Origin of the sequence: Pseudomonas paraversuta (assembly GCF_904063065.1) — a bacterium.
Classification (GTDB): domain Bacteria; phylum Pseudomonadota; class Gammaproteobacteria; order Pseudomonadales; family Pseudomonadaceae; genus Aquipseudomonas; species Aquipseudomonas paraversuta.
This window is the reverse complement of record NZ_CAJFCL010000009.1, coordinates 230,845-243,947: the sequence shown is the minus strand read 5'-3', so window position 1 is coordinate 243,947 and position 13,103 is coordinate 230,845. Positions and strand designations below refer to the sequence as shown.

9 protein-coding genes are annotated in these 13,103 nt (G+C 61.1%); 4 read left to right on the top strand and 5 right to left on the bottom strand.

Translation table 11 applies throughout. The annotated features are described in order from the left end of the window. Positions 1 to 106 precede the first annotated feature (106 nt). Positions 107 to 1,471, bottom strand: a complete 1,365-nt coding sequence (locus tag JQ845_RS19255) for a GTPase/DUF3482 domain-containing protein (RefSeq protein ID WP_003444529.1) — start codon at positions 1,469 to 1,471, stop codon at positions 107 to 109. Beyond that, positions 1,464 to 2,843, bottom strand: coding sequence for a DUF2868 domain-containing protein (locus tag JQ845_RS19250; protein WP_003444528.1), 1,380 nt, complete (start codon positions 2,841 to 2,843; stop codon positions 1,464 to 1,466). The genes JQ845_RS19255 and JQ845_RS19250 overlap by 8 nt, the downstream gene beginning before the upstream one ends. 91 nt (positions 2,844 to 2,934) lie before the next feature. Between JQ845_RS19250 and JQ845_RS19245 the strand changes: the two genes are divergently transcribed. Continuing rightward, on the top strand, positions 2,935 to 3,447 hold the full coding sequence (locus JQ845_RS19245) for a dihydrofolate reductase (protein ID WP_003444527.1): 513 nt from the start codon (positions 2,935 to 2,937) through the stop codon (positions 3,445 to 3,447). Between the two features lie 50 nt (positions 3,448 to 3,497). On the opposite strand, the gene JQ845_RS19240 is transcribed toward JQ845_RS19245, so the two are convergent. Continuing rightward, on the bottom strand, positions 3,498 to 4,889 hold the full coding sequence (locus JQ845_RS19240; protein ID WP_003444526.1) for an L-cystine transporter: 1,392 nt from the start codon (positions 4,887 to 4,889) through the stop codon (positions 3,498 to 3,500). Positions 4,890 to 5,107: 218 nt separating this feature from the next. On the opposite strand from JQ845_RS19240, the gene JQ845_RS19235 reads away from it, so the two are divergent. Next, positions 5,108 to 6,163: an HAD family hydrolase gene (locus JQ845_RS19235; RefSeq protein WP_003444524.1), complete on the top strand. Its 1,056-nt coding sequence runs from the start codon at positions 5,108 to 5,110 to the stop codon at positions 6,161 to 6,163. Positions 6,164 to 6,869: 706 nt separating this feature from the next. Here JQ845_RS19235 and ilvD read toward each other — a convergent pair. Beyond that, positions 6,870 to 8,717, bottom strand: coding sequence for a dihydroxy-acid dehydratase (ilvD, locus tag JQ845_RS19230; protein ID WP_004419765.1), 1,848 nt, complete (start codon positions 8,715 to 8,717; stop codon positions 6,870 to 6,872). A 317-nt stretch (positions 8,718 to 9,034) separates the two neighbouring features. Here ilvD and JQ845_RS19225 point away from each other — a divergent pair, with 317 nt between their 5' ends. After that, the gene (locus JQ845_RS19225) at positions 9,035 to 10,729 is read left to right on the top strand and encodes a DUF4153 domain-containing protein (RefSeq protein WP_203009359.1); all 1,695 of its coding nucleotides are present in this window, start codon (positions 9,035 to 9,037) and stop codon (positions 10,727 to 10,729) included. Between the two features lie 147 nt (positions 10,730 to 10,876). On the opposite strand, the gene JQ845_RS19220 is transcribed toward JQ845_RS19225, so the two are convergent. Then, positions 10,877 to 12,073 (bottom strand): class I SAM-dependent rRNA methyltransferase, encoded by a 1,197-nt coding sequence (locus tag JQ845_RS19220; RefSeq protein ID WP_004419762.1) that lies wholly within the window; start codon positions 12,071 to 12,073, stop codon positions 10,877 to 10,879. A gap of 201 nt (positions 12,074 to 12,274) precedes the next feature. Here JQ845_RS19220 and JQ845_RS19215 point away from each other — a divergent pair, with 201 nt between their 5' ends. Then, the gene (locus JQ845_RS19215; protein ID WP_177412988.1) at positions 12,275 to 13,087 is read left to right on the top strand and encodes an HDOD domain-containing protein; all 813 of its coding nucleotides are present in this window, start codon (positions 12,275 to 12,277) and stop codon (positions 13,085 to 13,087) included. Positions 13,088 to 13,103: the final 16 nt, after the last annotated feature.

Genomic DNA, 13,103 nt, shown 5'->3' with positions numbered 1-13,103 from the left:
CCCATGACCTGTAGGAGCGAGCTTGCCTCGCGAGCTTTTAATCTGCGGTCATGAAGAGCTCGCGAGCAATCGAGCGTCGACCGGCTGCTCCTACAGAGGGCAGGGTTCAGATCTGTTGGGCCAGCAGCCCGATCTGCTCCTGGCGCTCGCTCTGGCTCAGTTTCGGGTGCGGGTTGAGCGATGACCACTGCGGGTGCGCACGGGCTTTGTTCAGTTCTTGCGGCAGTTTGCCTTCACGCCAGGTCTTGTCCTGCGGGGTGGCAACCTTGATGCTGTCCACCGCCGCATGCCCACGGGCATTCAATGCATGCAGCAGTTGGCGCTGGCGCAGAGCCAGCAACCGCAGCACGCTGTCGTCCACGGTCAGTTCGCGCTGGCCCTTGAATTTACCCAGCAAGCGGCTGCCATAGCTGCGCGCGGTCTGCAGGGCGCCGCCAGCTATGGCTCCGGCCAGCGCTGCCGCACCCAGCGTCAGGCCGCCGACCATCAAGTCCACTCCCGCCCCGGCTGCAGCGCCGGCGGCAATCCCGCTGCCCACGCGAACCCCCAGTTGCTTGAGCGTTTCGGGGTTGAACAGGTCATCGCCCCAGCGGCCGTCCAGCAACGGCAAATCACTGGCCGCAGCATCGCTGGCGCGAAAGCCGTAGAGTTTGAGCAAGGCTTCAACGCAGCGCTGTTCCCGCTGCCGGATTGCCTGGCGCAGTTCGTTGATGGCCTGTTGCTCGGCGGCTTTCTCGCTGACCACACTGCGTCGACAGGCGGCGCAGTCGATCAGCAATTCGGCAATCAGGCGCAGGGCGCTGTGTTTGCGTGCCTCGCGCTGTGCCTGCTGGTCGGTAATCAGGCGTTGCAAGGCCTCGCGTGAATGTTCCAGCAGCAGCGCCAGGCTTTCGTACAGTCGACGCTCGCCGTCTTCGGGCGGGGCCACGCTGTCAAACCGCACCAGTGCATGCAGACCAAGGCGGGCCAGGGCTTCGCGCCATTCGGGTTCGCGATGCTGGGGGCTGCTGACAAAATTCAGCACCGGCAGCAGCGGCTTGCCGCAACTGGCCAGCACACTGAGTTCGTCGCGGTATTTGGCCAGCACCGGCTCGCGGGCGTCGATCACATACAGACCGGCGTCCGAGGCCAGCAGCTGGCGCAGGACTTTGGCTTCCTGCTCAAAACGCTGGCGCGCCTCGCTGCCTTCCAGAAACCGTGCCACCCGTGCCGGGCCATCGAGGCGTTCGCCGGGACGGTCGAGGCGCTCCAGATAGTCGAGCAGGGCAATGGCGTCTTCCAGGCCGGGAGTGTCGTACAGCTCCAGCAGCGGTTCGCCGTCCACCGACAGCCGCGCGCCTTCGACATGGCGGGTGGTGCTGGGTCGATGGGAGACCTCGCCAAAGCCGACATCCCGGGTCAGAGTGCGCAGCAACGAGGTTTTGCCGACATTGGTATGGCCGACCACGGCCAGGGTCAGTGGCTTAGTCATGGCCTGTCTCCAGCCAGTTCAGGGGGGCGCTGGTGGCGAACGGCAGCTCCAGTTGTTGCAATGCGTTATGCCAGTCGCTCAGGCGGTCAGCGTCCAGCGCCTGGCCTGACGGTGCCTGCAGCAGCCAGATGCGGGTCTGGGCGGCACTGCGTGCCAGTTCGCCAATCAGCGCCAGGCTGCCGCGATCCGGGGACCGGCGCGGGTCGCAGGCAATGGCCAGGCGGGCCGGCGGGAAGCGGGTCATTTGCTCCAGCAGCCTTTGCCGGGATTCGCGGCTGTCGAGGATGCCGGCGTCCTTGACCGTGGCGGGCAGTTTGGGCGGCCAGGGGTGTTGATCGTCCAGTTCGATGGCCACAATCAGCGCGCCATCGGTTTGCAAGTCGGTGTGCCCGGCCTGCACGTTGTGCAGTTGTTCGGGGGCCAGATCGTTGACGCCGAGGCGTTCGCTGCTGGGCATCAGGCGCTCGCGCAGCTGGTTGTAACCCGGCAGGTTGAGGTCCAGTTGCAGGGCGTTGCGCCCGTGGTTCCAGCGCCACAGGCAGAACGTCGCCAGCAGCAGACGCGGTATTACCCCGTAGAACAGCACGATGCCCACCAGCCAGACCGCCCAGGCCTGACGCAGCAATTCGCTGTTGTAGCGGGTGTCAGTGCTGACGCGGATCATCTCATCCGTCGGTACACCGAACCCCAGCCAGCCCGGCAGTGCGCCGAGGCTGCGGGTCACCGCCACAAACACATCCGGGCTCAGAATGGTGGTCTCCCAGATGAAGCCATACCGGCGGGTGGCCATGAGCAACAGCATCATCAGCAGTGCGCTGAGCATTGCCAGCAGCCACAGGCCATTGACCAGCGAGCCGAGTGCCCAGCGATTGAGCCTGTGGCGTTGCAGCAACAGCAGCAACGCCGGCGCCAGTTGCGCGGCCTTGGCGTCGCGGGCGAATTTTTCGCTCAGCCACAACCAGAGGCGGCCCAGACTGGCGCCGTGTTCACCGGCAAACAGCAGGCCCAGTGCCCAGCTCAGCAGCAGAATCAGATTGAGCCCGAGCAGGCTGCCCAGTGCCCAGAACACATTGACCGGGTTTTGTCCGTCGCCCAGGGCGGCAAAGGCCAGCCCGGCGCCACTGATCACGGCCAGTACGGCCAGCACCAGTAACGCCAGCCGGGCACCTTGCAGCCAATGCTGCATGGCGCTGAGTAAACCATCGCGTTCGGCCAGCCACAGGGCCCGGTTTTGCAGGCGTGTGGATAAATCACCGCCGCCCGTGCGGGCGCGGCGACTGGCTTCAAGATCATCCAGCGGGCCAGCGTGTTCTTCGCGCAGGCGCACGGTTTCGGTCAGCCAGAGGCGGTGCAGGGGGGAAAGTTGAGTCACGCGACATTCCATTCAAGTGAGCCAAGAGCATACCCGCTGTTACGTCGGACCGGGTACTGCTGGCGCGGGCGGCTCTGGTATCCTCGCGCCCATGAAAAAATCACTCCCCCTCAGCCTGATCGCGGCACTTGGTGAAAACCGCGTGATCGGCGTCGACAACAGCATGCCGTGGCATTTGCCGGCGGATTTCAAATATTTCAAGGCCACCACCCTGGGCAAGCCGATCATCATGGGGCGCAAGACCTGGGATTCCCTGGGCCGCCCGTTGCCGGGCCGCTTGAACCTGGTGGTCAGTCGTCAGACCGGTCTGCAGCTCGAAGGTGCCGAAGTTTTTGCATCACTGGAGGCCGCGGTTGAGCGCGCTGAAGAGTGGGCCAAAGAGCAGGGCGTGGGCGAGCTGATGTTGATCGGTGGCGCGCAGCTGTACAGCCAGGGGCTGGCAGATGCCGACCGCTTGTACCTGACGCGGGTGGGGCTGAGCCCGGAAGGCGATGCGTGGTTTCCCGAGTTTGATCAGGCGCAGTGGAAGCTGGTATCGAACGAGCCGCACCCGGCGGTGGATGACAAACCGGCGTTCAGCTTTGAGGTGTGGGAAAAAATCTGAGGGGTTGCACCTGCCCTGCAGGAGCGAGCTCCTGCAGGGCGATGCGGTGTTCAGGCGTGGGCCAGGTCACCGTGATCGTCTTCAGCCAGAATGGCCTTGTCGGTCTGGTGCAGGATCTGGCTGGTCACCGTACCGGCTACCATCGAACCGCTGACGTTGAGTGCCGTACGGCCCATGTCGATCAAGGGTTCGACCGAAATCAGCAACGCCACCAGCGATACCGGCAAGCCCATGGCCGGAAGCACGATCAGGGCGGCGAAGGTAGCACCGCCCCCCACGCCTGCCACGCCGACCGAACTCAAGGTCACAATCGCTACCAGCGACGCGATCCACACCGGGTCCAGCGGGTTGATGCCCACTGTCGGCGCAACCATTACCGCCAGCATGGCCGGGTACAGACCGGCGCAGCCGTTTTGACCGATGGTGGCGCCAAACGAGGCGGCAAAGCTGGCGATCGAGGACGGAATCCCCAGGCGACGGGTTTGTGCTTCGATACTCAGCGGGATGCTGGCCGCGCTCGAACGGCTGGTGAAGGCAAAGGTCAGAACCGGCCATACCTTGCGGAAGAAGCGCAGCGGGTTAACCCCGGATATCGACACGATTACGCCGTGGATGACAAACATCAGCGCCAGGCCGATGTAGGACACCACCACAAAACTGCCTAGCTTGATGATGTCTTGCAGGTTGGATGTGGCGACCACTTTGGTCATCAGGGCCAGCACACCGTAAGGGGTCAGCTTCATCACCAGGCGCACCAGGCGCATTACCCAGGCTTGCAGGGTGTCGATGGCGCTGAGGATTTTCCCGCCTTTTTCCGGCTCGTCCTTGAACAGTTGCAGCGCTGCAATCCCCAGGAACGCAGCGAAAATCACCACGCTGATGATGGACGTAGGCTTGGCCCGGGCCAGGTCGGCAAACGGGTTCTGCGGGATGAACGACAGCAGCAGTTGCGGCACATTGAGGTCCGAAACCTTGCCCGCATAATCGCTCTGGATCACGTGCAGGCGGCTCATTTCAGCCGCGCCTGCCACCAGGCCGTCGGCCGTCAGGCCGAACAGGTTGGTCAGGCCGATCCCGACCAGGGCTGCGATCATGGTGGTGAACAGCAGAGTGCCAATAGTCAGAAAGCTGATCTTGCCCAGGGAAGAGGCATTATGCAGTCGCGCCACGGCGCTCAGGATCGAAGCGAACACCAGCGGGATCACGATCATTTGCAGCAATTGCACGTAGCCGCTGCCGACCAGATCGAACCAGCCGATGGAGGTCTTCAGGGTCGTGCTGTCGGCACCGTAGACCAGGTGCAGGCCCAGGCCGAACAGCACGCCGATAACCAGCGCCAACAAGACTTTTTTCGCCAGGCTCCACGCGGTATGGCGGGTCAGCGACAAGCCGAACAGCAACGCGAGGAACACCAGCAGATTGAGGATCAGCGGGAAATTCATGAAAGCTCCGAGGGACGACTTGTACCAGTCTTGAGTTGTAGCGATTTCGAACCGGAAATCCTAACAGGTTGATATATCTGCAAATATACCGTTGTGGAATGAGTACCTAGGTTTTGGGAATAAGGCGGTGGCGCTATTAGAACGTCAACGGTCGCGCTCACGTTAAAACTGTCACGCAGGTTTGTTAGCGTCGATGCCTTTAAATAGGAGCATAGCTGATGAACCTGAGTCTAAAGTTGATCGCTGCAACCCTGTGTCTGGGCCTTGCCGGCCAGGCCCTGGCCACTGATTTGAAGCACTGGCCGGCTGATCAGGCCAAACAGCTGGACGCGATGATCGCCGCAAACGCGAACAAGGGTAACTTTGCAGTTTTTGACATGGACAACACCAGCTATCGCAACGATCTGGAAGAAGCGCTGCTGCCCTATATGGAAAACCGCGGCCTGATCACCCGTGACAGCCTTGACCCGTCACTCAAGCTGATCCCTTTCAAAGACACGGCCGAGCACAAGGAGAGCCTGTTCAGCTATTACTACCGATTGTGCGAAGTTGACGACATGGTCTGCTACCCCTGGGTGGCGCAGGTGTTTTCCGGGTTCACCCTGCAGCAACTCAAGGGCTACGTTGACGAGTTGATGGCCTCGGGCAAACCGGTGCCTGTGACTTACTTCGAAGGTGACGCGCTCAAGACTTCAGAGGTACAGCCGCCCAAGGTGTTTACCGGCCAGGTCGAGCTGTTCAACAAGCTGATGGAGAATGGCATCGAGGTGTACGTAATGACGGCCGCCTCGGAAGAACTGGTGCGCATGGTCGCGGCAGACCCCAAGTACGGGTACAACGTCAAACCGCAGAACGTGATTGGCGTGAGCACCTTGCTCAAAGACCGCAAGACCGGCGAGCTGACCACGGCCCGTAAACAGATCAGCGCGGGTACCTACAACGAAAAGGCCAACCTTGGACTGGAACTCACGCCTTATCTCTGGACCCCGGCTACCTGGATGGCGGGCAAGCAGGCGGCGATCCTGACCTACATCGACCAATGGAAAAAACCGGTGCTGGTGGGCGGCGACACCCCGACCAGTGACGGCTACATGCTGTTCCACGGGGTGGACGTGGCCAAAGGCGGGATTCATCTGTGGATCAACCGCAAGGACAAATACATGACCCAGCTGGAAGGCATGATGGCCCAAAACGCGGCGGCCCAGGCCAGGGAAGGGTTGCCGGTGACTGCGGACAAGAACTGGGTGATCGTCAAACCGGATCAGATCCAGTAACAGGCTTGCACAACCCTCGCTCGGGTCGCGGTGCTGCTATCGCCGGCAAGCCGGCTCCCACAGTGGATTTAGGCTGAACATAAAAGCAGGGACTCTGCCTACCCTGTGGGAGCTGGCTTGCCAGCGATTCGGGCGATCGGATCGCGGTACTGCTATCGCCGGCAATCCGGCTTCCACAGTGGATTTGTTCTGAACATAAAAGCAGGGACTCTGCCCTCCCTGTGGGAGCTGGCTTGCCAGCGATTCAGGCGATCGGGTGCGGTGCTGCTATCGCCGGCAAGCCGGCTCCCACAGTGGATTCATGCTGAACATAAAAGCAGAGACTCTGCCCTCCCTGTGGGAGCTGGCTTGCCAGTGATTCAGGCGATCGGGTCGCGGTGCTGCTATCGCCGGCAAGCCGGCTCCCACAGTGGATTCATGCTGAACATAAAAGCAGTGACACTGCCCTCCCTGTGGGAGCTGTCTTACCAGCGATTGAGGCGATCGGGTCGAGGTGCTGCTATCGCCGGCAAGCCGGCTTCCACAGTGGATTCATGCTGAACATAAAAGCAGGGACTCTGCCCTCCCTGTGGGAGCTGGCTTGCCAGCGATTGAGGCGATCGGGTCGAGGTGCTGCTATCGCCGGCAAGCCGGCTCCCACAAATGGATTTGTATCGGGCATAAAAAATCCCGGCACATGGCCGGGATTTTTGTTTGACGCGTCGGCTTATGGCACCAGCTTGTCCAGCAGGGCCTTATCACGTACCGCGCCTTTGTCGGCACTGGTGGCCAGCAAGGCGTAGGCCTTGAGGGCGGTGGTGACTTTGCGCGGACGCACTTCCACCGGCTTCCAGCCTTTGTGGTCCTGGGCGACGCGGCGAGCGGCCATTTCTTCGTCGCTGATCAACAGGTTGATCGAGCGGTTCGGAATGTCGATCAGCACTTTGTCGCCGTCCTGTACCAGACCAATCGCGCCACCGGCAGCCGCTTCCGGCGAAGCGTGACCGATGGACAGGCCCGAAGTACCCCCCGAGAAGCGGCCATCGGTGAGCAGGGCGCAGGCTTTGCCCAGGCCTTTGGATTTCAGGTAGGACGTCGGGTAGAGCATCTCTTGCATGCCCGGGCCGCCTTTCGGACCTTCGTAACGAATGATCACGATGTCACCGGCTTTGACTTCGTCAGCCAGGATGCCGCGCACGGCGCTGTCCTGGCTTTCGAAGATTTTGGCGTTGCCTTCGAACACGTGGATCGATTCGTCGACGCCTGCGGTTTTGACTACGCAGCCATCCAGCGCAATGTTGCCGTACAGCACGGCCAGGCCGCCTTCTTGCGAGTAGGCGTGCTCAACACTGCGGATGCAGCCGTTTTCACGGTCGTCATCCAGTGTTTCCCAACGGGTGGACTGGCTGAACGCGGTTTGCGTCGGGATACCGGCCGGGCCGGCCTTGAAGAAGGTGTGAACAGCTTCATCGTCGGTCTGGGTGATGTCCCATTTGGCGATACCTTCGGCCATGGTCTTGCTGTGCACGGTCGGCAGATCGGTGTGCAGCAGGCCGCCGCGGGCCAGCGAACCGAGAATGGAGAAAATGCCGCCTGCGCGGTGCACGTCTTCCATGTGGTATTTCTGGATGTTCGGTGCCACCTTGCACAGCTGCGGTACGTGGCGCGAAAGACGGTCGATGTCTTTAAGGTCGAAGTCGATTTCGGCCTCTTGGGCTGCTGCCAGCAAGTGCAGGATGGTGTTGGTCGAACCGCCCATGGCGATGTCCAGCGTCATGGCGTTTTCAAATGCCTTGAAGTTGGCAATGTTGCGCGGCAGTACCGCTTCGTCGTTTTCGACGTAGTACTGACGGCACAGGTCGACGATGGTGCGGCCTGCCTGCAGGAACAGTTGCTCGCGATCGCTGTGGGTCGCCAGCGCCGTGCCGTTGCCCGGCAGCGCCAGGCCCAGGGCTTCGGTCAGGCAGTTCATCGAGTTGGCGGTGAACATGCCGGAGCACGAACCGCAGGTAGGGCAGGCGCTGCGCTCGTACTCGGCAACCTTCTCGTCAGAAGCGCTGGAGTCGGCGGCGATGACCATGGCGTCTACCAGGTCGAGGCCGTGGCTGGCGAGTTTGGTTTTGCCCGCTTCCATCGGCCCGCCGGAGACGAAAATCACCGGGATGTTGAGGCGCAAAGAAGCCATCAGCATGCCAGGGGTGATTTTGTCGCAGTTGGAAATGCACACGATGGCGTCGGCGCAGTGAGCGTTGACCATGTACTCGACGGAGTCGGCGATGATCTCGCGGCTCGGCAGCGAATACAGCATGCCGTCATGGCCCATGGCGATGCCGTCATCCACGGCAATGGTGTTGAATTCCTTGGCAACGCCGCCGGCGCGCTCGATCTCGCGGGCTACCAGTTGCCCCATGTCCTTGAGGTGGACGTGGCCGGGTACGAACTGGGTAAAGGAGTTGGCAATGGCGATGATCGGCTTCTTGAAGTCGGCATCTTTCATCCCCGTGGCGCGCCACAAAGCGCGGGCACCGGCCATGTTGCGGCCGTGGGTGGAGGTTTTCGAACGATAGTCAGGCATGGAACAACTCCGGGCGGCTAATCAGGTAACAAACAGGGAAGTGAGCTTCTAATGACTGGCGGACTACACAGAAAATGACCACGTGTCAGCAAGCTGCCGTTAACGCTGCGGGATCGCCGCGCGTCAGGGCCTGAGCTCATAAACCCGCCGGGGATGATTGGCGATGAATCCGTCGATTCTACACGGCTGGCGGCGGGAGGGAATGGGGTAGAGGGTTGGCTGCCTGCGTGAGGAGTCATTGCATTTGGCGGGCCGGTAGGCGTTGGCAGTGTTCAGGCTATAGAGTGCAGGCATGATTTTTCGATAAGGACATTCGTATGCTGACCCTCAACCGATCCGTGCGAACCTGCCTGGCCATTGGCCTGGCGCAAGGGCTGCTGCTGTGGCTGGCGAGCGCCCTGACCGAGCCGGGGCTCCAGTTTGCCCTGGCCACTGCGGTATTGGTCGGCGGTATCAACCTGGTGCTGCTGGGGTCAGACGTGCGTCAGCGCGGTACGGCCTGGCTGGTGCTCGGGCTGACGCTGGTGATGAGCGCCATCAGCGCCTGGGTGTACTGGGAGGGCGGCGACAGTTTGCGCAGCAGCAGCTGGCTGACCGGCACCTGGGTCTGCTTTGCCGTGGTGATCACTTATATAGTGACGGCTTTCATCCTTAGCTGGCCGATCCGCGAAGGGCGCTTCCCGCGCTACGAAGACCTGTTCCGCCACGCCTGGGACACGGTGTTTATCGTGTTGCTGGGCTTGCTGTTGAACGGCGTGTTCTGGGCGCTGCTGCTGTTGTGGGGCAGCCTGTTCAAGATGCTCGGGATTGTGGCGCTCAATCAGTTGTTTTCCACCACCGGGTTTATCTGCATCAGTTCGATGATGGTGTTTGCCCTGGGCCTGCAGATGGGCCGCGACAACGATCGTGTCATCGGTCTGTTACGCGGCATTTTGCTGACCTTGTGCCGCTTTCTGCTGCCCCTGAGTTCGCTGATTGCCATTGTCTTCACCCTGGCCCTGCTATTTACCGGGCTGCAGCCCATTTGGGCCACCGGCTATTCGACGCCGATCATGCTGTGTCTGGTGGCGGCCAATCTGTTTCTGCTCAATGGCGTGTTCCAGGTCGGCGAGCAGAGCAGCGGTTATCCGCGATGGCTGTTGCGCATGGTTGACCTGTGCCTGCTGTGCTTGCCGGTACTGGTGCTGCTGGCGGGGTATTCGAGCTGGCTGCGAATCGAACAATATGGCCTGACCCCCAGCCGCATTCTGGCGATGTTGCTGGTGGCGGTGATGCTGGTTCATACCCTTGCCGCGGCCTGGGCGGTGGTGGTGCCTCAGCGTCAGTGGTTGTGGAGCCTGCGCATCAGCAACCCGCTGATTGCGTTGCTCAGCGTGGTACTGCTGTTGGCGATTCATACCCCGTGGTTCAGTCCGTTGCAGATCAGCGCCAGCAATCAGGTAAAGCGCGTGCTGGAGGCTAAAAGTCCGGTAGAGAGCTTTGATGCCGACACTTTGCTCTATCGCTTGGGGCCACCGGGCAAGCAGGCGTTCGAGGCATTGCTGGAGCAAGTCGAGCAGGGCCGGGTGTTGGCAGAACCCGCGCGCGAAGCTCTGTTGAAACGGCTCAAGGATGCCCAGGCCGGTAAAGGTGCGCGGGACTCCGATGGGCGGCTTCTGGAGTGGATCGGGCCTGTCGTGGAAGGCAGCGAGCAGTTCAACGACCCCGGCATTGGCGGGCAGCAGTGCCTGTACCCGGGATGTGCCATGTGGGCGGTCGATCTGGATCAGGACGGGCAGGACGAAGTGCTGCAGTTACCCAAATACAGCTGGTCTGATCCGCTGTACTTCTTCAAGCGTGATGCGCAGGGCAAATGGCAGCGTGCAGGCACCTATACAGGTGTCGAAAACCCGCTGGAGATGATTGAGATGATTCGCCAGGGCAAGGTGAAAGTGGTGAAGCCGCGTTATCAATCGCTGCAGGCCGGGGATGAACAACTGAGCCCGCAACCGGAGATACCGCCGCAGCTTTAACTAGGACACCCCTGTGGGAGCCGGACTTCCGGCGAGGCAGGCGACTCGGTTTGCAGGATGTTGAGTCATCGCCGGCAAGCCGGCTCCCACGAGATATGCTCAGGGCATTTCCACTGTGGGAGCTGGCTTGCCAGCGATTCAGGCGTCTTAGCTGTTAGGCAGCAAACGGCAGGTGATGCTCTTGATGTAGCGCGTTTCTGCAATCGCCGGGTGCACCGGGTGATCCGGGCCCTGGCCGCCGCGTTCCAGCAACTGGATGTTGCGGTCCAGGTGGCGGGCGCTGGTCAGCAGGATGTTCTGCAGGTCGTCTTCCGGCAGGTGCATCGAGCACGATGCGCTGACCAGAATCCCGTCCTTGCTGAGCAGGCGCATGGCTTGCTCGTTAAGGCGGCGGTAAGCACCTTCGCCGTTCTTCAGGTCCTTTTTGCGTTTGATGAAGGCCGGAGGATCGGCCACGATCACGTCGAAACGCTCTTCGTTGGCCTTGAGCTCTTTCAGGGCTTCAAATACGTCGCCTTCCATGCAGGTGACTTTCTCGGCAAAACCGTTCAACGCAGCGTTGCGCTCAACACCGTCCAGGGCGAACGAGGAGGCGTCGACACAGGTCACTTCGCTGGCGCCGAAAGCGGCAGCCTGAATACCCCAGCCACCGATGTAGCTGAACAGGTCCAGAACCTTTTTGCCTTTAACGTACGGCGCCAGGCGGGCGCGGTTCATGCGGTGGTCGTAGAACCAGCCGGTTTTCTGGCCGGCCATGACCGGCGCTTCGAACTTCACGCCGTTCTCTTCCAGCGCAACCCACTCCGGCACCAGACCGAAGACGGTTTCGACATAACGCTCAAGGCCTTCAGCGTCACGGGCAGCCGAGTCGTTCTTGAACAGGATGCCGCTTGGCTTGATGACTTGTACCAGTGCCGCGATCACGTCGTCTTTGTGCTGTTCCATGGTGGCCGAGGCCAGCTGAACCACCAGAATGTCGCCGAAACGGTCTACGACCAGGCCCGGCAGCAAGTCGGAATCGCCGAAAACCAGGCGGTAGTAAGGCTTGTCGAACAGGCGCTCGCGCAAGGACAAAGCCATGTTCAGGCGGTGTACCAGCAGCGATTTGTCCAGCGGCAATTTGATGTCGCGCGACAGCAGGCGAGCGCAGATCAGGTTGTTCGGGCTCATGGCAACGATGCCCAGCGGCTTGCCGCCGGCTGTTTCGAGCACGGCCTGGTCGCCGGCCTTGAAGCCGTGCAGCGGGGTGTTGGCTACATCAATTTCGTTGCTGTAGACCCACAAGTGGCCGGCGCGCAGGCGTCGATCGGCATTGGCTTTAAGGCGCAGGCTTGGCAGGGACATGACGTCGCTCCGGGTATTGAAAAGGGCGCGATTATAGCCTTAGACGCACCCTGCAAGCTCAGCTGATTCGCGGTATTGCGTCGGATTACGTGCGCAAATGGCCAGAAATTTCCGCTAGACTCGCCGTCCAATTCAGAGTGCGTCGTTATGCCCCCAGAGCTTTCATCCGAACAGATCAGCCTTGCCCTGCAAGGCATCAGCGTGCCGCCCCAACCGCAAATCATGGTGGATTTGCAGATGGAGCAATACATGCCGGACCCGGATCTGGAAGTGATAGCCGGCCTGATCGCCCAGGACCCGGGGCTGTCCGGGGCACTGCTGAAAATCGTCAACTCGCCGTATTACGGCCTGAGCAACAAGATTGCCTCGATCCGCCGTGCAGTCACGGTGCTCGGCAGCCGGACCGTGATCAACCTGATCAACGCACAGTCGATCAAGGGCGAGATGACTGACGACACCATCGTGACCCTTAACCGGTTTTGGGACACGGCCCAGGACGTGGCAATGACCAGCCTGACCCTGGCCAAGCGCACGGGCACCCAGGCTCTGGATGAAGCCTATGCCCTGGGGCTGTTTCACGATTGTGGCATCCCGTTGATGCTCAAGCGCTTCCCGGATTACATGCGGGTACTGGAACAGGGCTACGCCAATGCCGGGACTGGCAGCCGTGTGGTTGACACTGAAAACCGGCATTTCAATACCAACCATGCGGTGGTCGGCTACTACACGGCAAAATCCTGGCGTCTGCCTGCGCATCTGACAGAGGCGATTGCCAATCACCACAATGCCCTGGCGATTTTCAGCGACGACTCTTCGCGCAACAGCCAGCTTAAAAACCTGCTGGCGATCCTCAAGATGGCCGAACATATCTGTGCCTCGCACACAGTGCTGGGCAACCAGCGTGAAGACCATGAATGGAACAGCATCCGGCACCTGGTGCTGGACTACATTGGTCTGTCCGACTACGACTTTGACAACCTTAAAGAAAGCATTCGCGAATTGGGTGCCCACTAGTCTCGCAGGAGCCTCC

Excerpts from the sequence above, each read along its gene's own strand:
- JQ845_RS19235 (WP_003444524.1), top strand. The coding sequence starts at position 5,108 with ATGAACCTGAGTCTAAAGTTGATCGCTGCAACCCTGTGTCTGGGCCTT.
- JQ845_RS19255 (WP_003444529.1), bottom strand. The coding sequence starts at position 1,471 with ATGACTAAGCCACTGACCCTGGCCGTGGTCGGCCATACCAATGTCGGC.
- ilvD (WP_004419765.1), bottom strand. The coding sequence starts at position 8,717 with ATGCCTGACTATCGTTCGAAAACCTCCACCCACGGCCGCAACATGGCC.
- JQ845_RS19240 (WP_003444526.1), bottom strand. The coding sequence starts at position 4,889 with ATGAATTTCCCGCTGATCCTCAATCTGCTGGTGTTCCTCGCGTTGCTG.
- JQ845_RS19225 (WP_203009359.1), top strand. The coding sequence starts at position 9,035 with ATGCTGACCCTCAACCGATCCGTGCGAACCTGCCTGGCCATTGGCCTG.
- JQ845_RS19245 (WP_003444527.1), top strand. The coding sequence starts at position 2,935 with ATGAAAAAATCACTCCCCCTCAGCCTGATCGCGGCACTTGGTGAAAAC.
- JQ845_RS19220 (WP_004419762.1), bottom strand. The coding sequence starts at position 12,073 with ATGTCCCTGCCAAGCCTGCGCCTTAAAGCCAATGCCGATCGACGCCTG.